Source organism: Falsiroseomonas sp. CW058, assembly GCF_050563535.1.
GTDB lineage: Bacteria > Pseudomonadota > Alphaproteobacteria > Acetobacterales > Acetobacteraceae > Falsiroseomonas.
Genome location: NZ_JBNXUO010000050.1, coordinates 1 through 25,666, shown reverse-complemented (window position 1 = coordinate 25,666; position 25,666 = coordinate 1). Strand labels below are relative to the sequence as shown.

The 25,666-nt window shown below is 74.1% G+C and carries 21 protein-coding genes; 7 read left to right on the top strand and 14 right to left on the bottom strand.

Going from position 1 to position 25,666, the window contains the following annotated elements:
• Nucleotides 1–1,001, top strand: a 1,001-nt coding sequence (locus tag ACK8OX_RS24010; protein WP_430666807.1) for a DUF4384 domain-containing protein, incomplete at its 5' end; no start/stop codon positions are given.
• 9 nt (nt 1,002–1,010) lie between these two features.
• Here the strand turns inward: ACK8OX_RS24010 and ACK8OX_RS24005 are convergent.
• From ACK8OX_RS24005 to tssA, 12 genes are all read right to left on the bottom strand, one after another.
• A complete protein-coding gene (locus ACK8OX_RS24005; RefSeq protein WP_430666805.1) occupies nt 1,011–2,099 on the bottom strand; it encodes a hypothetical protein in 1,089 nt (362 codons plus the stop codon).
• Nucleotides 2,100–2,111: 12 nt separating this feature from the next.
• Nucleotides 2,112–2,843, bottom strand: a complete 732-nt coding sequence (locus tag ACK8OX_RS24000) for an OmpA family protein (RefSeq protein WP_430666804.1) — start codon at nt 2,841–2,843, stop codon at nt 2,112–2,114.
• Nucleotides 2,844–2,869: 26 nt separating this feature from the next.
• Entirely contained in the window at nt 2,870–3,475 is a 606-nt protein-coding gene (locus ACK8OX_RS23995; protein ID WP_430666802.1) for an OmpA family protein, read from the bottom strand.
• Between the two features lie 102 nt (nt 3,476–3,577).
• On the bottom strand, nt 3,578–5,110 hold the full coding sequence (locus ACK8OX_RS23990; RefSeq protein WP_430666801.1) for a class I SAM-dependent methyltransferase: 1,533 nt from the start codon (nt 5,108–5,110) through the stop codon (nt 3,578–3,580).
• The gene (gene tssG, locus ACK8OX_RS23985) at nt 5,107–6,078 is read right to left on the bottom strand and encodes a type VI secretion system baseplate subunit TssG (protein WP_430666800.1); all 972 of its coding nucleotides are present in this window, start codon (nt 6,076–6,078) and stop codon (nt 5,107–5,109) included. The genes ACK8OX_RS23990 and tssG overlap by 4 nt, the downstream gene beginning before the upstream one ends.
• Before the next feature lie 11 nt (nt 6,079–6,089).
• Nucleotides 6,090–7,919, bottom strand: coding sequence for a type VI secretion system baseplate subunit TssF (tssF, locus tag ACK8OX_RS23980; RefSeq protein ID WP_430666799.1), 1,830 nt, complete (start codon nt 7,917–7,919; stop codon nt 6,090–6,092).
• Nucleotides 7,919–8,422, bottom strand: coding sequence for a type VI secretion system baseplate subunit TssE (gene tssE, locus ACK8OX_RS23975; RefSeq protein WP_430666798.1), 504 nt, complete (start codon nt 8,420–8,422; stop codon nt 7,919–7,921). The genes tssF and tssE overlap by 1 nt, the downstream gene beginning before the upstream one ends.
• The gene (locus ACK8OX_RS23970) at nt 8,419–9,204 is read right to left on the bottom strand and encodes a type VI secretion system accessory protein TagJ (RefSeq protein WP_430666797.1); all 786 of its coding nucleotides are present in this window, start codon (nt 9,202–9,204) and stop codon (nt 8,419–8,421) included. Before ACK8OX_RS23970 ends, tssE begins: the two co-directional genes overlap by 4 nt.
• Nucleotides 9,205–9,282: 78 nt before the next feature.
• The gene (tssC, locus tag ACK8OX_RS23965; protein ID WP_430666796.1) at nt 9,283–10,812 is read right to left on the bottom strand and encodes a type VI secretion system contractile sheath large subunit; all 1,530 of its coding nucleotides are present in this window, start codon (nt 10,810–10,812) and stop codon (nt 9,283–9,285) included.
• 18 nt (nt 10,813–10,830) lie between these two features.
• Nucleotides 10,831–12,324 (bottom strand): type VI secretion system contractile sheath large subunit, encoded by a 1,494-nt coding sequence (gene tssC / locus ACK8OX_RS23960; RefSeq protein ID WP_430666795.1) that lies wholly within the window; start codon nt 12,322–12,324, stop codon nt 10,831–10,833.
• A 4-nt stretch (nt 12,325–12,328) separates the two neighbouring features.
• Nucleotides 12,329–12,835: a type VI secretion system contractile sheath small subunit gene (tssB, locus tag ACK8OX_RS23955; protein ID WP_430666794.1), complete on the bottom strand. Its 507-nt coding sequence runs from the start codon at nt 12,833–12,835 to the stop codon at nt 12,329–12,331.
• 209 nt (nt 12,836–13,044) lie between these two features.
• On the bottom strand, nt 13,045–14,166 hold the full coding sequence (gene tssA / locus ACK8OX_RS23950; RefSeq protein WP_430666793.1) for a type VI secretion system protein TssA: 1,122 nt from the start codon (nt 14,164–14,166) through the stop codon (nt 13,045–13,047).
• A 181-nt stretch (nt 14,167–14,347) separates the two neighbouring features.
• Between tssA and tssH the strand changes: the two genes are divergently transcribed.
• Nucleotides 14,348–17,014 carry a type VI secretion system ATPase TssH gene (gene tssH / locus ACK8OX_RS23945; RefSeq protein ID WP_430666792.1) on the top strand — a complete coding sequence of 889 codons (2,667 nt, stop codon included), beginning with the start codon at nt 14,348–14,350 and terminating at the stop codon, nt 17,012–17,014.
• A gap of 66 nt (nt 17,015–17,080) precedes the next feature.
• On the top strand, nt 17,081–17,560 hold the full coding sequence (locus ACK8OX_RS23940; RefSeq protein ID WP_430666791.1) for an Hcp family type VI secretion system effector: 480 nt from the start codon (nt 17,081–17,083) through the stop codon (nt 17,558–17,560).
• 156 nt (nt 17,561–17,716) lie between these two features.
• Here the strand turns inward: ACK8OX_RS23940 and ACK8OX_RS23935 are convergent, their stop codons facing one another.
• Nucleotides 17,717–20,647: a caspase family protein gene (locus tag ACK8OX_RS23935; RefSeq protein ID WP_430666790.1), complete on the bottom strand. Its 2,931-nt coding sequence runs from the start codon at nt 20,645–20,647 to the stop codon at nt 17,717–17,719.
• Nucleotide 20,648: 1 nt separating this feature from the next.
• Nucleotides 20,649–21,638: a hypothetical protein gene (locus ACK8OX_RS23930; RefSeq protein ID WP_430666789.1), complete on the bottom strand. Its 990-nt coding sequence runs from the start codon at nt 21,636–21,638 to the stop codon at nt 20,649–20,651.
• Nucleotides 21,639–21,930: 292 nt separating this feature from the next.
• Here ACK8OX_RS23930 and ACK8OX_RS23925 point away from each other — a divergent pair, with 292 nt between their 5' ends.
• From ACK8OX_RS23925 to ACK8OX_RS23910, 4 genes are all read left to right on the top strand, one after another.
• Entirely contained in the window at nt 21,931–23,901 is a 1,971-nt protein-coding gene (locus ACK8OX_RS23925; RefSeq protein ID WP_430666788.1) for a type VI secretion system Vgr family protein, read from the top strand.
• 1 nt (nt 23,902) lies between these two features.
• Nucleotides 23,903–24,493, top strand: a complete 591-nt coding sequence (locus ACK8OX_RS23920) for a DUF6931 family protein (RefSeq protein WP_430666787.1) — start codon at nt 23,903–23,905, stop codon at nt 24,491–24,493.
• A 1-nt stretch (nt 24,494) separates the two neighbouring features.
• Nucleotides 24,495–24,797: a PAAR domain-containing protein gene (locus tag ACK8OX_RS23915; RefSeq protein ID WP_430666786.1), complete on the top strand. Its 303-nt coding sequence runs from the start codon at nt 24,495–24,497 to the stop codon at nt 24,795–24,797.
• A 5-nt stretch (nt 24,798–24,802) separates the two neighbouring features.
• Nucleotides 24,803–25,666 (top strand): FHA domain-containing protein (locus tag ACK8OX_RS23910; RefSeq protein WP_430666785.1); only part of this gene is annotated, 864 nt, incomplete at its 3' end.

Here is a 25,666-nt window from a genome sequence, read left to right as displayed (position 1 = left end):
GCGCCGGCCCGCCGCCCGTGCCGGCGCCGGCGCCGGTCATCCAGGCCGCGCCCGCCGTGCCGTCGTCGCAGCCCGACCTGCCGCCAGCGGTGCCCGGGGCCGCGCCGTCCGGCGTGGCTGCGCCGGCCGTCTTGCCGCCGGCGCCCGTCGCACCGTCCGGGCCCGCCGCGCCGCCGCCGGTTATCGCGGCCCCGGCCGTGCCGCCCGCACCCCCTGCCGCCGGGTCTTCCGTGCCGCCCGGCCTGGGCGTGCTGACGCCCGTGGTGCCCGGCCCGGTCTCCGGCCCGCCGGCGCCGCCGGTGGCACCGCCCGCGCCACCCGTGCAGGTCGCGGTGCCGAACCCGCGGATCGATTTCCGCGCCGCCGCGATGGCTGCGGCATCGGCCGCGCCGTGCAGCCTCCTCGACGGCACGGGCGGCGAGGGCACCCTGTCCGTCGCCGGCGTGCTGCGCCGCGGCGGCGAGGCGCAGGTGATGCGCGCCCTTGCCGACCGCAACATCCCCGCCCAGGCCGCGACGCTGCGGCTCACGCCCTTCGACGGCCCCTATTGCGGCGCGCTCGACACCATCCGCCAGGTGGCCGCCCGGCCGGAGGAGGCGCCGCGCGTCTCCATCGTCGGGACGCTGCCGCTGCAGCGCGGCGACCTGCTGCGGCTCGATGTCGAACTGCCGGACCGTCCCGGCCATCTCTATGTCAGCTACCTGATGAAGTCGGGCGAGATCGCGCATCTCGTGCCGTCCCACACGCAGCCCGCCGGCGCGCGCGTGCGCCTCGGGGAGCCGCGGCAGGGCTTCCCGGGGTGGGAGGTCGACGAGCCCTTCGGCACCGACATGATCATCGTCTTCGCATCGGAACGCCCGCTCTTCGCCCAGCCGCGCCCGGTGATCGAGCCGCTCGACAACTACGTCGCCGCGCTTGCCGCCGCGCTGCGCTCCGCGCGGGAGGCGGGGGTGCGGGTGTCCGCGCGGGCCGTCGTGGTGGAGACGGTGGCGCGACGCTGACCGCGCGGGTCAGCGCGGCAGGTGCGGCGCGCCTTCGCGCATCAGGGCACGCAGCCGCGCCAGCCCGGCCTCGTCCATGCCGACATGCACCGGCGCGAAGAAGCGCGGGCTCGGCGTGTGCAGCAGGTAGGCCTGCGCCTCGTCGATCATCAGCTCCTCGTTCGACGGGTCGTAGTCCTCCCGCGCGAGGAAGGCGCGGAAGGCCGCGCGCTCCGCCTCGGTGAAGCGTTCGCGCCAGACGCGGCGGACATGCTCGGCATAGGCAGGGCGGGTCGCGAACAGCCCGTGGCCGAGTTCGTGGCGCAGGACCGTGGCGCGCCATTCCGGGTCCATCCTGTGGTCCGGCCCGGCGATGGTCAGGATCGCGATCTCCTGCCCTTCCGGCACCAGCGACCGCGCCAGGCGGAACTGCCGTTCCAGCCACGCCTCCTCCGCCGTCAGCGCGACCGCGTCGCGCGCCGCGATGCGGAAGAACCGCGCCAGGACGGAGCCCGCGTAGTTGTGGCCGTAGTAGAAGGTCGCGGCGGTGTCGCCCGCGCGGGCGATCGCCGCCGCCAGCTCGTCCGGCTGCACGATGCGGTCGCGCGGCATGCCGGCCTTCTCGATCAGGGCGGCGGCGCGGTTCATCGCGGCGCCCTGCCAGTCCAGCGTCGGGAAGTCGATGACGAAGATGGCGGGGTTGTCGGCCAGGCGCAGCAGCCGCGGTTCCGCCGCGCGGTGAGCCAGGATGCCGCTCTCGTCGAGCAGCGGGGGCAGCGCGTCGAGCCGCGGCGGGGCGGGCAAGGCGGCCGGCGGCGCGGAGGGGGGCAGCGGCGCCGCCGGCGGCGGGCCGGCGGGAAGGGGCGGCGCCGGCGCGACCAGGCGCGCGGCGGAGGGCAGGGTCAGCAGCCCCTGCTGCCAGGCCCACCAGCCGCCGCCGGCCGCCAGCACGACCGCCAGTCCCGACAGCACCCTGCCGACCGGCAATGCGCGGCGGGGGGCGGGCAGGCGCGGCCGCGCCGGGCCGTCCGGGATCCCCGCCGGCGTGGCCGCCGCAGGGCGGGCCGGGGGTGGTTCCCCGGGGCGCAGTCGCACCGTGTCGTCGTCATCCCCCGTCATCGGGATGCCGCATCAGCCGTCGAGGTTGATGACCTGGACCCGGCGGTTGCGCGGTTCGTCCACGTTGTCACCGGTCTGCACCACCGGGCGCTCCTCGCCGAGGCCCACGGCTTCCAGCCGGCCGGCCGACACGCCGTGCTTCTGCACCAGATAGGCCCGCACCGCCTCCGCGCGGCGTTCGGACAGGCGCTGGTTGACCGATGCGTCGCCCACCGTGTCGGTATGCCCCTCGATCCGGAAGCGGTAGGGCGCGAGGTCGGGCGAGGACAGCGCGCGGCCGAGCGGCAACAGCGCGGCCTCGGCCTGCGGCGTCAGCGCGGCGGACCCGCTGGGGAAGGTGACCGTGATCGACACCGCCGGCACCCCCGCCGGCGCCGTGGTGGCGGCCGGGACGGCGGAAGGCGCGGCCGGGCGCGGGGCGGGAGCGACGCTGGCCGGCACCGGCGCGGCAGGGGCCGGGCGCACCGGGGCGATGGCCGGGGCGGCGATGGGCGGGCTGGCCGCGGGCGTCGGCATCGAGGGCTGCGGCAGCGCGGCCGGCGCCACCGGGGCCGGCGCGGGCGTGCCGGCATCGGCCGGGGCAGGCAGGCGGATGCCGCGCGTCTGGCCGCCGCTGCGCGGCCGCAGCTGCTCGATCAGCTGCAGCGCCGCCGGGTCGCTCTGCGCCGGTGCGGGCGCCGGCCAGCCCAGCATGAGGGCCGCGAGCGCCGTCGCGGCGGTCAACGGGATCGGGGTGCGGGCCATGCTTCGGTCTCCGGGGGTGGCGGCCGTCAGCCGCCGAGGTTCAGGATCTGCACGCGGCGGTTCCGGGGCTCCGCCGTCTCGTCGGGGGTTGGGACCAGGGGCTGCTGTTCGCCGAGGCCCACCGCCTCGATCCGGGCCGCCGCGATGCGGTGCCGCCGCACGAGGTAGTCCCGCACCGCCCCGGCGCGGGCTTCAGACAGGGCCTGGTTCAGGGTGCGCGACCCGACCGTGTCGGTATGGCCTTCCACCCGGAAGCGGAAGGGCGTGAGCTGCGGCGAGGCGAGCGCGCGGGCAAGATTGTCCAGCACCGCCTCCGCCTGCGGCGTCAGCGCCGCCGACCCGGTCGCGAAGTTCACGGTGAGCGACACGGCGGCCACCCCCGGCGGCGCGGTGGTGGCGGCAAGCGCCCCGGGGGAAGGCGCAGGCGCCGCGGATTGCCCCAGCGGCGGCAGCGGCGTGCCGTCCGGCGCCGGGGTGGCCGGCAGGCGGATGCCGCGCCGCAGCCCGGCATCGGGCTGCAGCCCCTCGATAAGGCTTTCCACGCCGGGCACGAGGTCCTGCGCCGCCGCCTGGGACGCGGGCAGCCCGCCCAGCAGCCCGAGCATCGTGGCGATCGTCAGCGCAGGTCGCATGGCCGTCCTCCGTCCCCGCCGGATGATAGCACGGCCGGCCGCGAAGGTTGAGGTGTCGTTCCGTTTCACCCGTTTCAGGCTCATGCCCGGCTGCGGGCGCCGTCAAACGATGCCGAGCGCCTGCCACACCGGCAGCCTCTGCCCGAGCAGCGGCACCAGCTGGTCGCGGAGGCTGTCCAGCGCCTCGGGCGGCGGCGGGGCGCCGGCGGGCAGCAGCGCGTGGACCAGCGCGCCGAATTCGACGCCGCCATCGGGGTCGGGGGGCAGCTGCGTCAGCGCCGACGCCACAGCCAGTTCCAGCGCCTCCACCGCCAGGCCGCCGCCGAGCGCGGGGGTCGCGAGGGCGAGCCGCCCGCCGGACCCGACGCCATGCGGCGCGAGCCGCCGCGCCGCGACGGCGTTGAGGCGCTGCGCCGCCGCCGCCGCTTCCGCCCAGCCGGGACCGCTGCCGGGCATCCGCCACAGCGGCGCCGCGCAGTGGCTGCCCACGAGCATCGCCACCAGCTCGGGCGGCGTGACGCCGCCGCAGCCGGGCAGGGCGCGCAGTTCGGCCACGCTGCGCGGGCGCTCGGCCAGCGCCGCGCGCATGGGGTCCAGCAGCGTCGCCGGCAGTTCCGCCTCGCCGGCCTGTGCGACCAGCTTGCGCGGGCCGGGGCGCAGGTCGTCGGCGGCCAGCGTGATGGCGTCGCAGGCGGCATCGCGCGGGACGCGGCGGATGCCGCGCATGAAGATGTCGCGCCGGAAGGCACGCGGCACGCAGAGGTCCTTCACCAGTTCCCGCGCCGCCGCATCCGGGGCGGCGTGCCACAGGGCCTGCTGGTCCGGGCTCAGCGTCATGCCGGGGAAGTTCTCGTCGAGCGTGGCGCTGCCGACATGCTCGCACCGCGCGCCCGCCATCGCCGCGGCGACATCGGCGAAGAAGGCGGGGCGCCAGTGCTCGGTCAGGAATTCGTGCAGCAGGTAGCCCTGCCGCGCCTGCCCCATCTCGCCGAGCAGGAGGGACCGCCAGGTGGAGGGCAGCAGGTGGCGCGCCTCGCTCGCCACCAGCTTCTCGACCATCCCGCGCGCGGCGGCGATGCGCCCCTGCAGGTCGCCCCCCGCCAGCAGCGCCGCGCGCACCAGCTTCCAGAGGCCGAGCGCCGTGGCCGCGCCGGGCAGCGCGTTGTAGGTGACCAGCGCGATGCCGCCCGGTTTCAGCTTGCGGCGCAGCAGGCGCAGCACGCCGTCGCGCACGCGGTCATCCACCCAGGACCACAGCCCGTGCAGCGACACCAGGTCGAATTCCGGCAGGCGGTCCAGCGCCGCGCCGTCGAGCTCGGCGAGGTCCACCTCCTCGAACCGGGCATTGGCCAGCCCGGCAGCCGCCGCAAAGGACCGTGCCTCGGCGATGTGGGCGGGGTTGTAGTCGAGCCCGAGCACCTGCCAGTGTGGGCTGCCCGCGGCCAGCACATTGGCCGTGTAGCCGCTGCCGCAGCCGATGTCGCAGATGCTCAGCGGCGTCTCGGGCCCCGCCTCCCACGCGACGCCCTGGATGGCGCAGGCGGCGCGCAGATGGGCGGGCGACTGGAAGGGATGCCAGGCCGGCGGGTAGGGTTCCAGCACGGGATAGCCGCGCGCCCAGGTGCTGTCGTTCATGCGGCGCGGGTTCCGGGCGCGAGGGGGCTGAGGACCGCATCGGCCGCATCGGCGCGGCGCGGGCGCGGGGTGGTGAGCCAGCCGGTCCAGCCGAGCCGGGCGCCGCCGCCGAGCTTCAGCGGCGGCACCTCGCCGGCGGCGAGGACGGGGTTGAAGGCGAAATCCTGTTCCAGCCCGACCTGGAGGCGGGTGAGTTCGACCAGGCGGCCATGCAGCGGCGCGCCGGGCAGCAGCGCCTCGAACTGCGGCAGCGTCAGCGGGCCCAGCCGCAGCAGGAAGCGCGCGCAGGGGTCCCAGGCCTGGGCGCCGAGCGCCGCGTCGACGCCGAGCCGCCCGTTGCCGCCCGCGCGCCCGCGCGCCGGCAGGCGGGTCTGCTCGGACGGCGGCAGGCGGATCCAGCCGCCGGCGAATTCCACCACCTCCACCGCCGTCCCCGTCTCCTCCGACAGCAGGCCGCGCAGCCTCTCCGCGCTGCGGCTGCGCGCGGCGAGCGTCCCGGCGTGGTAGAGCAGGGCCGGAAGCGGGCTCGCCAGCCGCTCCGCCAGGTGCGGCGTGCCGAGCCCGGCCGCGGCGGCCAGAACCCTTTCTGCCGGCTTCGGGTCGCGCGCGGGGCGGTATTTGGACCCCGCCTTGACGAACAGCCCGGTGAAGCGGCGGGCCAGCATGTCGAGGAATCCGTGCAGCGCGGTGGACCGCCGCCGCAACTCGGCGCCCACCGTCGCCGTGTAGTGGCGCGGCAGCACCCCGCCCGGCCCGATCAGGCCGAAGACGGGGCTGACGATCTCGCCCGCCTCCGGCTTCGCCTGGGTCACCTCCCCGCCCGGGGCGCCGAGCCGCGGCTGGGTGCGGAAGGCGATCTCCACCGGGTCGCGCCCGGGCGCGATGACCGCGGCCGCCTGGTCCAGGCTGAAGCGCGTCGGTTCCTTCTGCAGTCGTTCGAGCGGGGAGGGCGCGGGCCGGTCCGTCATGCCCCGCGCCGTCACAGCAGCACCCGCGTGCCGCTGCGCGGCGGCCAGGACGCCGCGGCATCGCCCCGCCCGCGCAGCGCCGCGCGCGTGCGGACGAAGCCGTTGACCGAGACCTGCAGCGCCAGGAAGCGTTCCAGCACGCCCGCCAGCAGGAACAGCCCGCCCGCCTGCCAGGCCTGCGGCTCGAAGGTGAGGGTGACGTCGAGGCCCCGCGCGAAGCTGCCCGGCCGCACGCCCGGCAGCCGCGCGATCCCCGGCGCGGCGTTCACCGCGACCAGCCCTTCCATGGCGATGCGCGTCTCCGGCGTGTCGCGCAGGTCGTGCAGGCGCAGCATCTCCTTCAGGGCCTGCGCCGCCTGCGGCCCGCCGGTGACGCCGAGGTGGTTGAGCGCGAGATGAGAGACGAGCCGCCAGCCGCTGCGCTCCCGCAGTTGCGGGCGGAGCGTCGGCGTCGGCGGCGACAGGCATTCGGCCGAGGCGGCGGGCGCGGTCGCATCGGCGATGCGCAGCCGTGGCTGGCCGCCGCCGAAAGGCAGCAGCGACGGCAGGTCGCGGTTGCAGCACAGCGCATCGAGGCCGAGCACGCCGTCCGCCGGCAGGGCGGGGTCGAATTGCGGGTCGCGCAGCATCAGCCGCGTCTCGCTGCCGCCGAGGATGCCGGGCGCGGAGCGGCGGCTGGCGATCCAGCTCATGCCCGGCGCCTCCTCGTCGGCACCCTCCTCGTGCTTCAGGCGGTGGAAGGCGGGCACGCGGCGCGGGCGCGGGTCCTCGGGCCGGGTCAGGCGCACCGTCTCGATCCCGTAGACCTCGAGCGCGGCAGGCCGCCGCGCATCGGGCACGACCAGCCAGTCGGACTGGGTGCCGTCGAGCGGGATGGGTTCGCAGGGCTGGCGGAACAGGTTCACCGCCGTCGTGCAGCCCAGCGCGAAGCTGTCCACGCCCAGCACCCGCTCCAGCTCCGGCACGGCGCGGGAGAGGTAGACGAAGACCTCCATCGTCTGGCTGCGCTGCACCAGGCTGCGCGCCTCCAGCCCGTCGAGGTCGAGGTAGAGGAACTTCTGGGGATAGGCGAAATACTCGGTCAGCAGGCGATGGCCGCTGAAGGCGCGGGGCGGCCAGGGCAGGGCGGCCTCGTCGGGGGCGAAGCCCACATGGCGCAGCGCCTCCTTCGGCAGGAAGGTCGGCCGCGGGTCACCCGGCCCGTCGGCGAGCGCGATGCCGAGGGTGGAGGTGCAGAGAAGCTCCAGGATCTGGATCGCCTGCTGCCCGGCGCCGCGCAGGTGCAGCCGCAGCCGGTCTAGCCCGGTCTCCGCCACCGTCAGCCCCGGCAGCGTGGTGCCGAGCACGAGCCGCAGCACCGCCACCGCGCCCTGCGCCTGCGGGTTGTGCGGCGCCGGCAGGGGCAGGCCCGACAGCTTCGCCCCCTCGATCGCGATCGGCCACAGCACCGTCTCCTGGCAGGTGCGGTAGACCAGCCGTTCCCCGCGCACCGGCTCCGTCTCCAGCTGGGTGAAGCGCGGCACGCGGGACGCTCCGGTGGCTTCCGGCTTCGGCATCAGCCGCACGGTGGTGAGCGAGGGCACGGGCGCGAGCAGGTGCGGGCAGAGCAGTTCGAGCAGCGCGTCCGTGAGCTCCGGCAGCTCGTCGTCGAGCCGGTGCTGCACGCGCGCGGCGAGGAAGGCGACCCCCTCCAGCAGCCGCTCGACATGCGGGTCGTCCACCGTGTCCGGCGTCATCCGCAGGCGGCCGGCGACCTTCGGGTTGGCCTCGGCGAATTCGCCCGCGAGCTGCCGGATCGCGGCGAGTTCGCGGTTGTAGTAGGGGAGGAGCTCGTCCGACATCAGCCTTCCTGCACGCTGACATCGCGCGAGACGGGCTCCAGCAGCGTCTCGAAGCTCACCGGCTCCGGCACCGGGTCGGCGCGGAGCACGGCATGGACCTTCAGCCGCAGCGCGCGGCTCAGCTCGTCGTCGGCGCCCAGCAGCTCCACATGGATGTCCGTCAGCCGCGGCTCGAAGCGGCGGATCGTCGCCTCCACCTCGCGCGCAAGGGCGGCGCGGCGCTCCGGCACGGCATAGGCGCCGGAGGTGGCGTCGGGGATGCCGTAGTTGAGCGGCGAGGTGACGAGCTCCGGGCAGGTCGCGGGCAGCGGAACCCGGCGGCGGCGCGCGTTCAGCACCGCCTCCAGGTCGCGCCGCACCGCGGCGCGCAGGATCTCCAGCGCGGCCGCCGCGCTCGGCGGCGGGCCCTCGGCGGCGCCGGAATCCAGCAGCCGGTCGAGCAGCGGCAGCCGCGCCCGCTGCGGCGCGCCGCGCGTGCCGGACGGGGTGCGGATGCCGCTCAATCGAACACCAGCGTGGTTGCCGCGGCGAGGGGCACCGCCTCCTCCCCCGCCAGCAGCAGGCGCTGGCCGCGGCCGCGCACCGGCCCGCCATCCTCCACCCATTCCGTCGCGCGGCCGAGGCGGAGCGCGCCGTCCGTCTCCGGCTCGGCGCCGAGGTAGAGCGCGGGCATGAACACCACGCCCTCGGTCCCGTCCTTCAGGTCGATCGAGCAGCGGCGCCAGAACAGGTCGCGCGGCCGGCGCGGCGGGTCGAAGGACAGCGAACGGACGCGCTCCACCGGGACCAGCATGTGGTCGCCCGCGGTGGTCAGGATCTCGAACTCGGCGGCGAACAGGTCGTCGGCGTCGCGCAGGTCGTCGAAGGCGACATCCCCGGCCTTGCCCGGCGCGCGGGGGCGAAGCTGCTCCACCTCGGCCGCCGCGGCCGCCGCGCCGGCGGCATCGCCCGCCCGCAGCAGCACGCGTGCGCGCAGCGCAGCCTGCTGCGCGGGCGTCGCCTCCCCGCCCTGGTATTTCGGCGCCCGGCCTTCCCGCAGCACCTGCGCGCGCACCACCTCGGCACGGAGCAGCTTGCGGAATTCCAGCACCGCCGGGTTGGGTTCCGCCAGCGCCGCGGCGTCGAGCATCTTGTCCGCCCGCTCCGCCTCTCCCGCGAACAGCATCAGCTCGGCCAGCAGCCAGCGCGCATCGGCATCGGCGGGCTTCGCCTTCACCGCGGCGGTGGCGGCGGCAAGGGCCCCGGCGAGGTCGCCGGCGCGGAAGGCGTCACCTGCGGTGGTCATGGCATCGGTATCCTTCTGTCCCGGTGCCGCGGCTGCGGGCGGGGGGCGCTGTGGTTGCGGGCAGGCGGCGGGACGGCATCAGGCCGCCTTCCGGGGTACGAACTCGGTCACCAGGCGGAAGGCCGCGCCGACCTCGTCGAGCTGGTGGTGGGGCCGGAGATGGATGGTGCAGCCATAGACGCCGGGCCGCCCGCGTCTCTCCCGCACCTCCACGCGCGCATCCTGCAGGGGATACTTCGCCGTGACCTCGGCGCCGCCGCCGCCGAGCCCGCTGATGAAGCGGTTCAGCCACCTTTGCAGCTCGAACTCGATGTCGGGGGCTTCCCGGTTGGAGCCGATCATGTCGCGCCCCATCAGCTTCACGCAATGCGCGAAGCGGGAAACGCAGAGCAGCGTGTTGATCTGCGTGGACAACCGCTGGTTGGCATCCGCCACGGCGGTGGACATGCGCGGCGGGCGGTGCAGCGAGGGAAGTGCCCCGAAGCTCGCTTCCGGCAGGCCTTCGAGCGCGCAGAGCGGCACCAGCCGACCGTCGCTCAGCTGCCGCTCCTGCTCATCCGTCAGCGCCAGTTCAAGCGGCGGGCGGGGCGGCGGCCCATGCGGCGGGTCCGAGGGGAAGCGTTCCCAGGGCAGGCCATCCACCACGCCGCCGGTCGGCTCCTCCTGCGGTTCCGCCCCGCGCACCTCGGCCGGCCAGGAATAGCGGTCGAAGGCGCGGATCGCCGCTGCCGCGAGCCCGTAGACAGGCGTGGTCCAGACGCGCTGCGCGGCGCCGGCCGCATGGCCGCGGTAGCGGAAGCGGTCGGCACGGCTGCCGTCGTCGGGCCAGGGCGCGCGCGCCAGCACGCGCGGCAGCGCAATGCAGAGGAAGCGCATGTCCTCCTGCGAGGAGGCGTTGCGCCAGCGCTGGTGTTCCGGCCCGTTCAGCGCATCCGCCAGGTCGAAGGCCGCCCCCGCCTCGGCGAAGCTGTCGAGCCCGACGAGCGCGGGGGAGGCGGCGAAGACCATCGGCGTGAAGGCCGCCGCTGCGACGGTGGCGAGGGAGCCGAGCGCGTTGAGGTCGTCCGTCGGGTGGTCGGCGGCCGGCATGTGGCGGATCTCGTAGTCGCAGGCCATCAGCCCGAAGGGCTCGCCGCCCGCGGTGCCGAACTCCTCCTCGTAGATCTTGCGGAACAGCTGGCTCTGGTCGAACTCCACCGCGCGTTCCAGGTCGCGGCACAGCTCCGCCCAGCGTGCGCTGAGCAGCTTCAGCCGCACGCGGCCGCCGGTCGCCGGCAGCCGGTCCACCAGCCAGGCGAGCCCGCGCCAGGACCCTTCCAGCCGCCGCAGGCGGGTGTGGTGCAGCACCGCGTCGAGCTGCGCGGAGAGCAGGGCATCGATGGCCGCGACGTCGCGGTCCAGCATCCCGCGCAGCGCATCCGCCGGGGCGCGGTCGCGTGCGAGGGCGGCGAGCCGCGCCTCGCCGAACCAGCCGCGCAGGATGGTGGCCGGATCGCTCGCCGCGACCAGCGCCGCGAGATCCGCCCCGGCCTGGGCGCCCCCTGCGCCGAGGAAGCGCCCTGCCAGGACCAGGTCGCGAAGTGGTGCGGCGGCGGCCGCGTCAGCCATGGCCGCCGCCCTTCGGGATCAGGACTTCTGCGGGATGCGGGCGACCATGCGCATGGAGGTGGTGAGTTCCTCCATCTGCAGCCACGGGCGCAGGTGGGCGACGGCGTTGTAGACGCCGGGCTTGCCCGGCACCTCCTTCACCTCGATCCGCGCCTCGCGCAGCGGATACTTGGCCCGCGCCTCCTGGCCCGCGCCCTCCATCGGGTTCACGAAGTTCTGGATCCAGCGGTTCAGCCAGTTCTCGCAGTCCGACGCCTCCATGAAGGAGCCGATCTTGTCCCGCGCCATCACCTTCAGGTAATGCGCGAAGCGGCTCGTCGCCATGAGGTAGGGCAGGCGGGCGGAGATGGCGGCGTTCGCCGTCGCCTCCGGCCGGTCGTACTTCTTCGGCTTCTGGGTCGACTGCGCGCCGAAGAACACCGCGTAATCGGTGTTCTTGTAGTGGCAGAGCGGCAGGAAGCCGAGGCCGGACAGCTCCGCCTCGCGACGGTCGGTGATGCCGATCTCGGTCGGGCACTTCGCGTCCATGTCGCCGTCGTCCGAGACGAAGACATGGTTCGGCAGGTTGGTCACCTTGCCCCCGCCCTCGGCGCCGCGGATGGCGGTGCAGAAGCCGTACTGGGCGAAGGCGTCCGTCATGCGCTGCGCCATGACATAGGCCGCGTTCATCCAGCAGTAGTGGTTGTGGTCCATCGCCTTGGCGGAGCCGTCCGCGTTGCGCGGCGCTTCCTCATAGGCGAACTCCTCGATCGGCTTGGTCGCGGCGCCGTAGGGCAGGCGGGCGATGACGCGCGGCATCACGAGGTTGACGAAGCGCGCATCCTCCGTCTCGCGGTAGGCGCGCCACTTGGCGTATTCCTGCGTCTCGAAGATCTTGGCCAGGTCGCGCGGCTTCGACAGTTCGCGCCAGTCCTGCATCCCGAACATCCCGGCGCCGACGCCCGAGATGAAGGGCGCGAAGGCGCCGGCCGCCACGTTCGACACCAGGCGCAGCGTCTCGACGTCGTCCGGATGCGCGGTCCACTCGTAGTCGCCGACCAGCGTGCCGTAGGGCTCGCCGCCCGGGGTGCCGAACTCGTTCTCGTAGACCTTCTTGAACAGCTGGCTCTGGTCGAACTCGACGGCGCGCTGGAGGTCGCGCGACATCTCCTTCTTGGAGAGCTGCAGCATCCGGATCTTCAGGCTGGTGCCGGTCTCGCTGTTCATCACCAGGTAGTGCAGGCCGCGCCAGCTGCCTTCCAGCTGCGTGAAGCGCGGGTGGTGCAGCACCTGGTTCAGCTGCTCGGACACCTTCGCGTCGATCGCGGCGATGGCGCGGTCGAAGGTCTGGTTGAGGTTCTTGCTGAAGGTGACGGTGCCCTTCAGCGCCTCCTCGGTCAGCGCCTTGATCAGCTCCTCCGCGCGGTCGCGCTCGGTCTGCTTGGTCGCGCCGATCACCTGGTCGAGCAGGCCGAGGCCCGCTTCCGTGGTCTCGGTGGCCGCGCCGGCGGCCTGGCCCTGGGTCGCGCTCATGGGCTCAGCCCTCCGGCTTGTTCAGGCCGAGCTCGGCCGAAAGGGCGTCGAGCTTCGACTTGTCCTGAAGCACCTGCTCCAGCAGGCCCTCCAGCTCCTCGGACCGGTCGACCTTGCTCATCAGGTCGCGCAGGCGCGCGCGGGTGTCGAGCAGGGCCTTCAGCGCGGGCACCTGCTCGGCCACCTTCGCCGGCTCGAAGTCGTCCATCGAGCGGAACTTGAGGTTCACCGCCATCTGGCTGCCGTCGCCCGCCAGGGTGTTGTCCACCTTCAGGTTCAGGCCGGGCGCGATGCGGGCCATCACGTCGTTGAAGTTGTCGCGGTCGATCTGGACGAACTTGCGTTCGGCCAGCGGCTTCAGCGGCTCGGCCGGGTCGCCGGCATAGTCGCCCATCACGCCGACCACGAAGGGCAGCTCGCGCACGATGGCGGCGCCCTCGGTCTCGACCTCGTAGGTGATGTGGACGCGCGGCTTGCGCACCCGCGCGAGCTTGTCGTGGACGCTGCTCATGTTCCCTTGCCGCCCCTTCGTGATGGCCGGGCAGTCCGGATGGCGCTGCGCAGGATTGCGCAGCCGACCCGCCCTGGCGCCGCCGTCTTCCGCCACAGCTTAAGCCGCCCGGCCCGCCCGTCGTCAACCGTTGCGGGTGCCAGGGCCCGGCAAGTCGCGTCGGGCGCACCCGGCCGGCGGCCCGGCCGGGGAAGGCGCCGCCGCGGCCGCTATTGCTGCGCCTCCGGCCGGATGCCGAGCCTGCTGAGCATCGCGTTGCGCGTCTCCTCGTCGGGCAGGATCTCGGCCAGCAGCTCGGGCAGCGTCATCCGGCCGCGGCGCACCGCCTCCTCCAGCGTATAGGCAAGGGGGGAATGCGGCTCCGTTCGCCGGAAGAACTCCGCCACCCGGCCAAGCTCGCGCAGCGCGTCGTCGCGGGTGCGGAGCGCGCCGCCCGCCGCCGCGCCAGCCGCCGCAGCCGCAGCCGGCGCCGCGCCGCCCACCGCCGCGGCGGTCGCGGCCTCGGCCGGGTCCTCCGCCCCGGCGCCGGCCGCCTCGGCGCCGCCGAGGCGGGTGGCCACCTCGATCATCCGCTCCAGCAGGCGGGTGACGTTGCGCGTCGCCGGCGCATCGCCGCCGAACCAGGTCTCGAGCGTCGTCTCCATCGCGCGCCAGGCGTCGAGCGCGGCGGCAGCACCGCGCGCAGTGCCGGCAAGGTAGGCGCGGTCGAGCCGGGCCTCCGCCTCCAGCGTTGCCAGCTCCGGCACCCCGGCATCGCGCCGCGCCTGCTTGCGCTCCTCGTTGGCGATCCCCTCCGTCTCCTCCGCCTGGTCCCACTGGTAGAGGCCGAGCGGCGTGCCGTCGGCGCGGCGGAACAGCGCCAGGCGGCGCAGCGGCTGCATGATGGTGCCGTCCGCCCCCGCCCCGGCAAGGCCGCCGATGGCGGAGTTGCGGTCCTCCAGCCCCTCCTCCTCGGCGGCGGGGAAGCCGGTGGCCCAGAAGGCGTCGCAGAGCCCGGCGATGAGCTTCGCCCCGGCCGCGACGCCCGCGAGCCCGTGGTGGCGCACCAGCGCCTCGGTCAGCCAGGCCGCGACCTCGAAGTCCTTCGAGCGGGCGGCCAGGACCTCCTGCCCGATCCGGCTGACGTCGCGCCAGCCCTCGGCCGGGACGCTCTCGGTATCGCCCTCGCTGTCGCGGGCCCGTTCCTCGGCGCGCGCGGCGCCGCGCGCATCGCGCAGCCGCTGGTAGGGAGAGGCGGGCGAGTAGTCGGTGCGGAGGTCCTCTCCCGCCCCGCCCTCGCCAGCGGGCAGGGGGGCGAGCAGCGCCTGCAGGTCGATCGGGTCCTCCGCCATGTCGTCTTTCGCCTCGCGACTTCGTGATGAATGTGTTGCCCTGTTTCGCCGGACCCTCGAACGGGCTTCGGCTCAACTTCCCGTTGTGGACACGGGTGCAACCGGGAGTTAGCTTGCCATCCCAGAACGTCCCGGGCCAGGGGCGGAAACCGTCCTGGCCGCGGGAGAGGAGCGTAACGTCATGGTTGCTGTCGATCTGAAGTCCGTGGTCGGACGTCTGAGCGAGGTCTGCCGTCGGCAACTGGAAGCCGCGGCCGGACTGACCCTGTCGCGCAGCCACTACAACGTCGAGATCGAACACGTCCTCGCGAAGCTGGTGGAGACGCCGGGCAGCGACATCGCGCATGTGCTGCGCAAGCAGGAGGTCGATGCCGGCAAGGTCGCCGCCGAACTCACCCGCGCGCTCGACCGGCTGAAGACCGGCAACGCCCGCGCCCCCGCGCTGTCCCCCGACATCGTCACCTGGCTGCGCGAAGCCTGGCTGATCGCCTCGCTGGAGGCCAATTCGGCGCGGATCCGCAGCGGCCACCTGCTGGCCGCCCTGCTGTCCGACGATGCGCTGGCGCGCACCGTCAAGGACAGCTGCCCGTCGCTGATGGCGCTCCCGGCCGACTTGGTGCGGAAGAACCTCGCCGCGCTCGCGGCGGGCAGCGACGAGGCCGGGGCCGCCGAAGCCGCAGCCGCGGCACCCGGCGGCGGCGCGCCCCCGGCCGATGCGCCGCGGGGCGGCGGGCCGCTCGACCAGTTCTGCACGGACCTGACGGCGCAGGCGAAGGCCGGCAAGATCGACCCGATCCTCGGCCGCGACTCCGAGATCCGGCAGATGGTCGACATCCTGACCCGCCGCCGGCAGAACAACCCGATCCTCACCGGCGAGCCGGGCGTGGGCAAGACCGCGGTGGTGGAAGGGCTGGCGCTGCGCATCGCGGCCGGCGACGTGCCGGCGGCGCTGCGCGGGGTGAAGCTGATGTCCCTCGACCTCGGCCTGCTGCAGGCCGGCGCAGGCGTGAAGGGCGAATTCGAGAACCGCCTGAAGGGCGTCATCGATGCGGTGAAGTCGAGCCCGGTGCCCATCGTCATGTTCATCGACGAGGCGCATACGCTGATCGGCGCGGGCGGCCAGGCCGGGCAGAACGACGCCGCGAACCTCCTGAAGCCGGCCCTCGCCCGCGGCGAGCTGCGCTGCGTCGCCGCCACCACCTGGGCCGAGTACAAGAAGTATTTCGAGAAGGACGCCGCTCTGACCCGCCGCTTCCAGGTGGTGAAGGTCGAGGAACCGTCCGAGCCGCTGGCCATGGCGATGCTGCGCGGCCTCGTCGCCACGCTGGAGAAGCACCACGGCGTGCGCATCCTGGACGAGGCGATATCGGATGCGGTGAAGCTCTCGGCACGCTTCATCCCCTCGCGCCAGCTTCCCGACAAGGGCGTCTCCCTGCTCGACACCGCCTGCGCGCGGGTGGCGATGAGCCAGGCCTCCATCCCCGCCCCGATCGAGGACCGGACGCGCCGGCTGGAGCTGATCGCGACCGAGCTTGCCGCCATCGGGCGGGAAGCCGCCACCGGCACAGACCACGCCGCCCGCCGCGCCGCGCTGGAAGCGGAGCGGGAGAAGGCGCAGGCCGAACTCGATTCGCTGAATGCCCGCTGGTCAGAGGAGAAGGCGCTGGTGGCCCGCATGCGCGACCTCCGCGCGCGGGCCGAGACGGCGACGCTGGAACTGGTCCCCGCCGGCGCCGGCAGCCCGCCCCCCGACGACCCCGAGGCGGTGAGGCGCGAACTCGCCGAAGCCGCGTCCGCGCTGAAGGTCCTCCAGGGGGAGGAGCCGCTGGTCCATCCCGTGGTGGACGGCCAGGCGGTGGCCGAGGTGGTGGCGACCTGGACCGGCATCCCGGTCGGCCGGATGGTCTCGGACGAGATCAAGACCGTGCTGAACCTGAAGGCGAAGCTGATGGAGCGCGTGGTCGGCCAGGACCATGCGCTCGACGCCATCGCCCAGGCCATCCGCACCAGCCGCGCCGGGCTGACCGACCCGCGCAAGCCGATCGGCGTCTTCCTGATGGCCGGCACCTCCGGCGTCGGCAAGACCGAAACCGCGCTTGCGGTCGCCGACCTGCTCTATGGCGGGGAGCAGAACCTGACGGTCATCAACATGAGCGAGTTCAAGGAGGAGCATAAGGTCTCGCTCCTGATGGGCTCGCCCCCCGGCTATGTCGGCTACGGCGAAGGCGGCGTGCTGACCGAGGCGGTGCGCCGCCGGCCCTATTCCGTCGTCCTCCTCGACGAGATGGAGAAGGCCCATCCCGGCGTGCAGGACGTATTCTACCAGGTCTTCGACAAGGGCCAGATGAAGGACGGGGAGGGGCGGGACATCGACTTCCGCAACACCGTCATCATCATGACGTCGAATGCCGGCACCGACACCATCGCGAAGCTCTGCGCCGACCCCGACACCGCGCCCGACCCCGAGCCGCTGCGGGACGCGCTGCAGCCCGACCTTCTGAAGGTGTTCAAGCCGGCCTTCCTCGGCCGCTGCAACGTGGTCATCTACTACCCGCTGGCGGACGAGATCCTGAAGAAGATCTGCGTCCTGAAGCTGCGCAGCATCGGCAAGCGGGTGCGGGAGAGCTACGGCGTGCCGCTGGAATTCGACGACAGCGTGCCGGAGACCATCGTCTCGCGCTGCAAGGAAGTGGAAAGCGGCGCGCGCAATATCGACAACATCCTCAGCCGCACGCTCCTGCCCCAGCTTTCGGCGGGCATCCTGGAGCGGCTGGCGAAGGGTGAGGAGATCAACCGGGTGCATGTCGGCATGGATGACGCCGGTGGCTTCCGGTACGACCTCGGCTGAACGACCCCGGCGCCGAGGCAGGACAAGGCGGGGACGGCAGGTTTTCCAGGAACAAGGGACCGCGCAATGGCGATCTTCGTGAAGTATGGCTCGCTGAACGGCGAGGCGACGGCGACCGGCTACGCCAAGTGGGTGGAGGTCAACAGCTTCCAGTGGGGAGTCGGCCGCGGCATCTCGGCCGGCACCGGCGGCGCCTCCAAGCGTGAGGCGACGGCGCCGTCCGTCTCCGAGATCACGCTGACCAAGACGATGGACGAGTTCTCGCCCCTGCTGCTGAAGGAAGCGATCGGCGGCGACGCGAAGGAGGTGAAGATCGACATCACCCAGACCGACGCGGACGGCAAGCACATCGCCTACCAGAAGTACATCCTGCACAACTGCCTGGTCAGCGGCTACAGCCTGAGTAGCGGCGGCGACCGGCCGAGCGAGAGCTTCTCGCTGAACTTCACGAAGTTCGACAGCGAGTACATCAAGATCGACGACAAGTTCAAGCCGACGACCACCGGCCACATCATCTACGACCTCGCGCTCTCGAAGTCGGGCTGAACCTGGCCGCGCGGGGGGGCAAGTCCCCCCGCGACGCCCGGCAAGGCCATGGCGCCGGGACCGGGGCGCCACCGGGGGCGGTGCGGCAACCTCGCGCCGCCTTCACCATGTACGGGGGGCGACGCGGGGGTGCCGCACGCCCTTGCAGGTCGCGCGCTACCGCCGCGCCTCGGCGAGCGGGAAGCTCCGCAGGTCGCGGCTTGCGGTCCTGAACACCGCGTCCTGGCTGTGCCGCCGTTCCGCCGCAAGCTGGGGAACGCGGCGCATGACCCATTCGCCGAGCGCCAGCGCGCTGACCCGGCCCTCGGTGTCCGCCGCGCGCCCGGTCAGCGCCTCCCGCACCGCGAAGGCGAAGACGCCGTTGCGGTCGTCGTAGCTGTCCAGCGCCTCCTGCACGGATGTGGAGGCGGCGAGGAGGAAGCGCCCCGTCTCGTTCCCGAGCGCCGAGAGCTGGTCCATTGTCAACTGCCCGGCATGGCAGGTGTCCAGCAGCAGGATGCCGTCGCGCGCGCGGATGCGGGCCAGTGCCGCGACCAGCACCGAATCCTCTATCCCCTGGTGGCGGAGGCTGGTCCAGTCGCTCGTGTCGGTCGCGTCATGCGGCAGGAACAGGAATCTCTGGTCCGGCTCCGTCCGCACACCGTGCCCGGCGATGTAGAGCACGAAGGTGTCCTGCGGCGTGGTGTCCCGCGCCACGCGGTCCAGCGCGTCGAGCACGCCGCGCCGCGTCGCCTCGCCGTCGCGCAGCACCGTCACCCGCACGTCGCGGAACAGCGCCCCCGCCCCCGCGCGCAGCGTGTCCGCCACCGCCTGCGCGTCCGGCACGGCGAAGTTCAGGTTCAGCGCCTCATTGGCGTAGCGGTTGACGCCGATCGCCAGCACGACGAGCCGCCCGGCATCGGCGCCCGGCTGCGACCCGCCCGCGCGGCGAAGGTCGAGCGCGGGACCCTCGGCGAACAGGGTCCGGTCGCCGGCATAGAGCCGCGTCGCGATGCGGTTCGGCCCGGGGTCGAGCGGCAGTTCCGCCACCAGGTCGCCGGCCGCGGGTTCCAGCCGCGCGGCGATGCGGTCATTCACCAGCAGGTCGAGCGGGCCGAGGCCGAGGCCGCGGTCGGTCGCGGCGAAGCTCAGCCGCAGCGCCGTCGCGCCGTCCGGCAGGGCGCGCGCGTCCCAGGCCACCGGCGCGCACTCCGCCCCCACCACCGCACAGGCCGCGCGCGGCGCGAGTTGCGGCAGCCGCCCGACGCGGGCCCTGATCTCGCCGAGCTGCGCGAGCCGGTCGCGCGCCGGGGCGGCATCCCCTGCGATGCGGCCGCGCACCGCCGCGGGCGCGTAGAGCGCGCGATAGGCCTGCTGGAAGCTGGCCCATTCCGGCGTCTGCGCGCGCCCGGCATTGAGGTGCAGCCCCACCAGTTCCTGCCCGCCATTCGGCGCATGGTCGAACAGCCCTTCCGGCGTCCACAGCACCCAGCGCAGCGATTCGGCATGGATGAACAGCGCCGCCTGTTCGCTGATGGTCCCGCCCGCTATGCGCCACCAGCGCAGCGTCCCGTCGCCCAGCGCGCCCACCGCGATCTCCCCCGCCACCGCCAGTCCCCAGACGGCGCCGGGGACGGGAAGGGCGGCCAGCGGGCGCGCCGCCGCATCGAACAGGCGCAGATGCGTGTCGGTGCCGAGCAGCAGGCCGGACTCGTCCGGCAGGATCGCCAGGCTGCGGGAGAATTCCCCCTCCCCCAGCCGCAGCGGCGCCTGGCCGAGCCGCGGTCGGTTGGAGTTGCGCCAATCCACCGGCGCCAGCCGGCCCGCGGCGGTGCGCGCCGGCGCGAAGCCCGGCCCGGCGCCGCGCGCCAGCGTCCCGGCGAGCGAGTCGAAGGTGACCGGGGCTTCGCCCGGACGCAGCGGCACCTGCAGCCGCGTGCCGTCGGACGAGATGGCGAGCGCGGCGCCGGTGTTGCGGAAATCCGCCCCAGGCGGGCGCGGCGCCACCGCCAGCACCCCGTCCGGCGCAAGCCGCCCCCAGCCCGGATCGGCGGCGGCATAGGCGATGCCGCCGCCGGGCATGGCCAGCAGATGCGCGATGGCATCGCGCGCGGCGGGAATGTCGGTGGCGGGGCCGAGCCCGAAATCGGCCCAGCGGCGGATGACGAAGTCCCGCCGCGCATCGGCGCCGGGCGCCGCGGTGCCGCGCGCCGGAGCGAGGGGCGCGCGGCGGGCGTAGCCGGCGGCATGCAGCTGCACCCCGCCGCGCCCGTCCGACGCCCAGGCCACGGCCGGCAACCCCTCGCCGAGCAGGCCGGAGGTATCGGGGACGAAGACGCCCCGCAGGTCGGCCGCCGCCAGGATCTCGACCCGCAGCCGGTCGTCGAAGCCCACCGCCAGCAAGGCGCCATCCGGTGACCAGGCGAGCCCGAAGGGCCGCCCGCCCGGGACCGGCGCGCGCTCGACCAGCTTGCGGCCGCCTGCCTCGTAGACGCGCACGCGCCCATCGGCGCCGGTTGCCGCCAGCCGCGTGCCGGCGGGATCGAAGGCCACCATGCGGGCGGGAGCGGCGAAGCCCGCATCCTCCCATTGCGGCGCGCCGCTGCGCGCGTCCCACACGCGGATGCCGGCGCGGCCGCCGAAGGCGGCGGCCAGCCGCGTGCCATCGGGCGACACGGCCAGGTGCTGCACCGGCGCGGGCAGCCCGGGCAGCCGCGCCAGCAGCCGCCCTGTCGACGTGTCGAACAGGTAGATGGCGAAGGCGCGGTCCCAGGCCTGGCCGGTCCAGCCCGCGACGAAGGCGCGCGCGCCATCGGGCGTGAGCGCGACGGCGTAGAGCTCGCCCTCCTGCTCGGTGCCGATGGGCGGGCGGATCACCGCGCGGGCGGTGCCTTCGGGCAGGTCCCACAGCCGCAGCGTCTTGTCGTCCGACACGCTGGCGAGGATCCGCCCCGCGGCATCGGTGGCGAGCCGCGCGACCGGGGCGGTGTGGGCCAGCGCCTCCACCCGCAGGAAGGGCTGCTGCGGGGGGTCCTGCGCCGCGCCGCCGAGCGGCAGGAGCGCGAGGAGGACCGCGATGGCGGCGAGGAGGCGCCGGCCCCCGCCCATCTCAGCTCGCCAGCTCGAATCCCCGGCCTTCGGCGAGCTGCTGCGCATTGCTCACCGACTCCGAGAAGTTGTCGCGCCGCGCGATGTTGCTGGCGGCGAGGGAGCGGACATCGCCGTCGGACGCGGCGGCGGGGTCGGGGGGGGAGGGCAGGGCGCGCGCCTCGGGGAAGGCGCTGGCGGGGGCATAGCCGCGCAGGCCCGATGCGGTCTCGACCAGCACGTTGCCGGCGGCGGCGGGGCGGATCGTCACCCTCTCCCGCGGGGGAAGCTGGGCGACCTCGGGCGAGGCGGCGTCGGGGCGGAGCTTCAGCGGCACCGCCGCGCGGGTCTGCACCGGCACGGTGCGGCCCACCGCCGCCCCGGCCTGCACCTGCTGCTTCACCCCGGGGGCCACGGTGTCGATCGCAGTGTCGAATTCGGCGCCGCGGCGGCCGATCTGCTGGTTGATGGTCTGCGCCAGCTGCAGGTCGCGCTGGGTGGCCGCGCGGATATTGGCCAGCCGCGCCTCGGCCTGAGGGCGGGCCAGGCGGCCGGCGCGGACATCCTCGCGGATGCGCTGGGCGGTGCCGAAGCGGCAGTCCATCAGCTGGTTGAAGGCGATCTGGGTGCGGTCGAGCTGCGCATTCTCCGCCGCCAGGTCGCCCGCGACCGCCTGGCCGAGAGCGGCCTGGTCGGTCGCCTGCTGCTGCCGTGCGGAGAGGTAGCCCGCGCCGCCCCCGACGAGGCCGCCGCCGACGGCGCCGATCGCCGCCCCCGCGGCGACGTTGCGCCCGCGCCCGCCTGCCGCCGCCGCGACGAGGGCGCCGAGCGCGGCGCCGCCCACCGCGCCGATGGCGGCGCCGCGCAGGATGTCCTCGGCGAAGAAGTTGCCGGTGCTGTCGAGCGCGACGAGCTGCGCCCGGCAGGGGTCGGACCCGTCATCGGCGCCGATCCGGCCTTCCCGCGTGGTGACGCAGCCCGCCAGCATCGCCGCCGCCGTCAGCACCGCCATGCCGCGTCGGAGCCGCCCGGTCGTCTGGCCTGGGGCCGGCCGGGGCGGGACGGGGAACGAAAGGGACGACATGCGCTGGCACCGGTGCGGGTTCGAAGACGGCAGAGAGGACAGCGTAACAGTGCCCCGCGCGCACCACCACCGCGAATTTCGTCCTGCGGTGGTGCCGGCCCGCAATGGCTTGCTTCCGTCCGGGCGCAAGCATGTCTATCGTAGGTAGCGTGATCGTGCGGTCCCTCGCTTCTGCGCGGGACGCCGAGCGGAGGTCCCATTCGGCATGCAACCTCCCCGATTGATCGGGATCAGGACGCCCCTCGGCGATGACGCGCTGACCGCCGTCAAGCTCAGCGTCGTCGAGGAACTGGGCGTTCCCTACACCATCGAGGTGGAGGCGCTCGGCAAGAGCCCGAACGTCCAGGCCAAGGACCTGCTCGGCAAGGACGTGACCGTCACGGTCACGCAGCGCGGGCCGTCGCCGCTGGTGCGGCATTTCGGCGGGGTGGTGGCGGAGTTCCAGCGGGTGGGCGCGGGCGCGGCGGGGCGCATGACCTACCGGCTGGTGGCGGTGCCGCGGCTCGCGCTGCTCGCGCTCCGGCGGAATTGCCGCGTCTTCCAGGACCTGACGGTGACCGACATCGTCACCAAGGTGCTGGAGGACAACGGCCTGCAGGCGCCGGAATTCAACGTCTCCGGCGCGGGGGCGCCGCTTCCCTACTGCACGCAGTTCAACGAGACGGACCTGCACTTCGTCTCCCGCCTGCTCGAGGAAGCGGGCCTCACCTACCATTTCGAGCATGCGGCCGCCGGGCCGAAGATGAAGGTGGCCGGCGGGCCGGGCGACTTTCCCTATGCCGACCTGGCGGAGATGATGGCCGAGCACGGGGCGACCCAGCTCGACATGCTGTCGGGCTGGCGGCGGGTGAACCGCGTACGCAGCCGGCGGACGCTGCTGCACGACATGGACGAGGAGCGCAGCCAGCCTTCCGTCACGCTCGAATCGAACGCCAACACCCGCAACTTCGCCGAGGAGCCGGCGATGGACGGCTTCGGCGAGGTGTTCCACTGGCCGGGCGGGATGAGCACGCAGGGCCATGCCGGCACCGCCGTCATCGAGATGTCGGCCGCCGAGAGCGCGTCGGAGGAGTTCCAGGCCCAGGCCCGCGACCCGCGCCTGCGGCCGGGCGTGCGTTTCCATGTCGCCGTGAAGAACGAGGATGCGAGCGTCACCAAGCGGCAGTACCACGTCACCGCCGTCCGCCACGAAGCCTTCGACCATTCGGGCCTGGTGGCCGGCGCGGGCGGGACGGAAAGCTACGGCGCGACGCTGCGGCTGGCCATGAACGGCCGCACCTGGGCGCTGCCGCAGCGCCATCCGCGGCCGGTGATGCCCGGGCTGCAATCCGCCACCGTGACCGGTCCGGCGGGGGAGAAGATCCATGTCGACAAGTTCGGCCGGATCAAGGTGAAGTTCCGCTGGGACCGCTTCGGGAAGGACGACGACACCTCCTCGATCTGGGTGCGCGTGATGCAGCCCGCGGCCGGCGCCTGGGGCGGCGCCTGGTTCCTGCCGCGCGTCGGCGACGAGGTGCTGGTCGCCTTCCTGGAAGGCGACCCGGACCGCCCGCTGGTCGTCGGCTCGGTCTACGGCAAGGACGCGCCGCCGCCCTTCGACCCGGGCGCCAACAAGACACAGACCGGCTACCGGACGCGCAGCTACAAGTCCGACAGCAAGGCCGACGCCAACATCCTGCGCTTCGAGGACAAGAAGGGCAGCGAGGAGGTGCTGGTCCACGCCCAGAAGGACCTGACGGTCGAGGTCGAGAACGACGAGACGCGCAATGTCGGCCACGACCAGGTCGAGACGATCAAGAATTCCCGCACCACCACCATCAAGGATGCGGACGACACCTACACGCTCGAGAAGGGCAGCCGCACCGAGACCATCAAGATAGGCGACGAGACCCTGTCGATCGACATGGGCAACCGCGCGACCAAGCTGAAGATGGGCAATGACGACCTGAAGCTCGGCATGGGCAACTTCGGCCTGAAATGCGACCTCGGCGCCGTCACGATCGAGGCGATGCAGAGCATCACGCTGAAGGTCGGGGGCAACAGCGTCGTCATCGACCAGACCGGCGTGACCATCAAGGGCATCATGGTGAAGGCCGAGGGCCAGGCGATGATCGAGACCAAGGCGCCGCTGGCCCAGCACAGCGGCGACGGCATGGTGATCATCAAGGGCGGCCTGGTGATGATCAACTGAGATGAGCACGGCGTTGCAGAAACTCGTCATCCCGCTCGCGCCGCTGCTGCCGCGGCTCGAGCTCGAGCCGCCCGCCGCCGCGGCGGTGGCGGGGGCGGAGACGGCGGCCGACGGCATCGCGCGGCTGGAAGCCGCGGGGCTGCGCAACGAGGCCGCTCGCCTGGCCGCGCATGCGCTGCCGAAGCGCGAGGCCGTGTGGTGGGGCTGCATGTGTGCCCGCGCCGTGCCCGACCCGTCGCTGGCGCCCGCCGACGCCGAGGCGCTGCTGGCCGCCGAGGCCTGGGTGCGCCGCCCGGGCGACGACGCGCTGCGCCGCGCCGCGATGGAATGCGCGCAGCGCACCGGCTTCCGCACGCCCGAGGCCTGGGCCGCGGTCGGCGCCTTCTGGAGCGGCGGCAGCATGGCGCCCGCCGGCCAGCCCGCCGTGCCGCCGCCCGAACACCTGACCGGCGTCGCGATCAGCGGCGGCGTGGTGCTGGCGGCCGTGCGCTTCCAGCCGGAACGCGCGCAGGACCGCCTCTCGCGCTTCCTCGCCTCGGCGCGGGAGATCGCGCAGGGCGGCGCCGGTCGGATCACGCCGGAGGCGGCGTGAGATGGCAGGCCCTCCCGCCTCACGCATCACCGACATGCATGTCTGCCCGATGGTGACGCCCGGGCTGCCGCCCATCCCGCATGTCGGCGGGCCGATCATCAGCGGCATGCCGACGGTGCTGACCGGCAAGCTGCCGCAGGCGCGCATCAGCGACATGTGCGTCTGCGTCGGGCCGCCCGACGTCATCGCGAAGGGCAGCGCCACCGTGCTGGTCGGCAAGCTGCCGGCCGCCCGCATCGGCGACACATGCGGCCATGGCGGCACGATCGTCATGGGCTTCCCCACCGTGCTGATCGGCGGGTGACGGGGATGGGGGAGATCACGCTTTCCGTCCTGCGCTGCCCGGACAACGTGGTGCCGGAGGAGAGGCGCGCGACGGGCGGGGAGATCAGCCTCGGCCGCGGGGCGGAATGCGACTGGCAGCTCGCCGATCCGGACCGGGTGCTGTCGAAGCGGCATTGCGTGGTGGAGTTCTTCGGCGGCGGCTGGCAGCTGCGCGACACCTCCACCAACGGCACCTTCGTCAACCACGGCGCGGCGCCGGTGGGGCGCGACCAGGTGCGCCCGCTGCTGGACGGCGACCGCCTGCGCCTCGGCGCCTACGAGATCGAGGTGCGGATCGCCGAGGCCACGGCCCCCGGCGCCGGGTGGGGCGGCGGCCCCGCCGCGCCGGCCGCGGACCCCTTCGGCGCCTCCGCGCCCCAGGGCTTCGGTACGCCGCAGGGCTTCGGTGCGCAGCCGGGCTTCGGTGGCGCCCTGCCGGGGATGGGCACGCCGCCGGGCGCGGGCGGCGGGCTTCTGCCGGACGACTTCGACCCCTTCGGCGACGACGCCGCCCCGATGCCGGACCACGCGCCCTCGACCGCCGAGGCCTTCATGGTCCCGCCATCGCTGCCGGCCGGCAAGGCGGTGATCCCGGACGACTGGGACCTGGACCTGAACCCGGCGTCTGCGCCCGCCCCGCAACCCGCGCCGCGCCTGGCGCCGCTGCCCCCGCAGGCGCCGCCCGCGGCCGGCGGGCCCGCCTTCGCGGCATCGCCCGATCCCTTCGCGCCGCCATCCGCCACGCCCGGCCCCTCCGCCGCACCCTGGGCGGCGCCCCTGCCGGCGGTCCCCGACCTGCCCGATCCCTTCGCGGAACATGGCGACCCGCTGGTGCGGCCGCAGCCCGTG

Excerpts from the sequence above, each read along its gene's own strand:
- ACK8OX_RS24005 (WP_430666805.1), bottom strand. The coding sequence starts at position 2,099 with ATGACGGGGGATGACGACGACACGGTGCGACTGCGCCCCGGGGAACCA.
- ACK8OX_RS24000 (WP_430666804.1), bottom strand. The coding sequence starts at position 2,843 with ATGGCCCGCACCCCGATCCCGTTGACCGCCGCGACGGCGCTCGCGGCC.
- ACK8OX_RS23995 (WP_430666802.1), bottom strand. The coding sequence starts at position 3,475 with ATGCGACCTGCGCTGACGATCGCCACGATGCTCGGGCTGCTGGGCGGG.
- ACK8OX_RS23990 (WP_430666801.1), bottom strand. The coding sequence starts at position 5,110 with ATGAACGACAGCACCTGGGCGCGCGGCTATCCCGTGCTGGAACCCTAC.
- tssG (WP_430666800.1), bottom strand. The coding sequence starts at position 6,078 with ATGACGGACCGGCCCGCGCCCTCCCCGCTCGAACGACTGCAGAAGGAA.
- tssF (WP_430666799.1), bottom strand. The coding sequence starts at position 7,919 with ATGTCGGACGAGCTCCTCCCCTACTACAACCGCGAACTCGCCGCGATC.
- ACK8OX_RS23970 (WP_430666797.1), bottom strand. The coding sequence starts at position 9,204 with ATGACCACCGCAGGTGACGCCTTCCGCGCCGGCGACCTCGCCGGGGCC.
- tssC (WP_430666796.1), bottom strand. The coding sequence starts at position 10,812 with ATGGCTGACGCGGCCGCCGCCGCACCACTTCGCGACCTGGTCCTGGCA.
- tssC (WP_430666795.1), bottom strand. The coding sequence starts at position 12,324 with ATGAGCGCGACCCAGGGCCAGGCCGCCGGCGCGGCCACCGAGACCACG.
- tssB (WP_430666794.1), bottom strand. The coding sequence starts at position 12,835 with ATGAGCAGCGTCCACGACAAGCTCGCGCGGGTGCGCAAGCCGCGCGTC.
- tssA (WP_430666793.1), bottom strand. The coding sequence starts at position 14,166 with ATGGCGGAGGACCCGATCGACCTGCAGGCGCTGCTCGCCCCCCTGCCC.
- tssH (WP_430666792.1), top strand. The coding sequence starts at position 14,348 with ATGGTTGCTGTCGATCTGAAGTCCGTGGTCGGACGTCTGAGCGAGGTC.
- ACK8OX_RS23940 (WP_430666791.1), top strand. The coding sequence starts at position 17,081 with ATGGCGATCTTCGTGAAGTATGGCTCGCTGAACGGCGAGGCGACGGCG.
- ACK8OX_RS23935 (WP_430666790.1), bottom strand. The coding sequence starts at position 20,647 with ATGGGCGGGGGCCGGCGCCTCCTCGCCGCCATCGCGGTCCTCCTCGCG.
- ACK8OX_RS23930 (WP_430666789.1), bottom strand. The coding sequence starts at position 21,638 with ATGGCGGTGCTGACGGCGGCGGCGATGCTGGCGGGCTGCGTCACCACG.
- ACK8OX_RS23920 (WP_430666787.1), top strand. The coding sequence starts at position 23,903 with ATGAGCACGGCGTTGCAGAAACTCGTCATCCCGCTCGCGCCGCTGCTG.
- ACK8OX_RS23915 (WP_430666786.1), top strand. The coding sequence starts at position 24,495 with ATGGCAGGCCCTCCCGCCTCACGCATCACCGACATGCATGTCTGCCCG.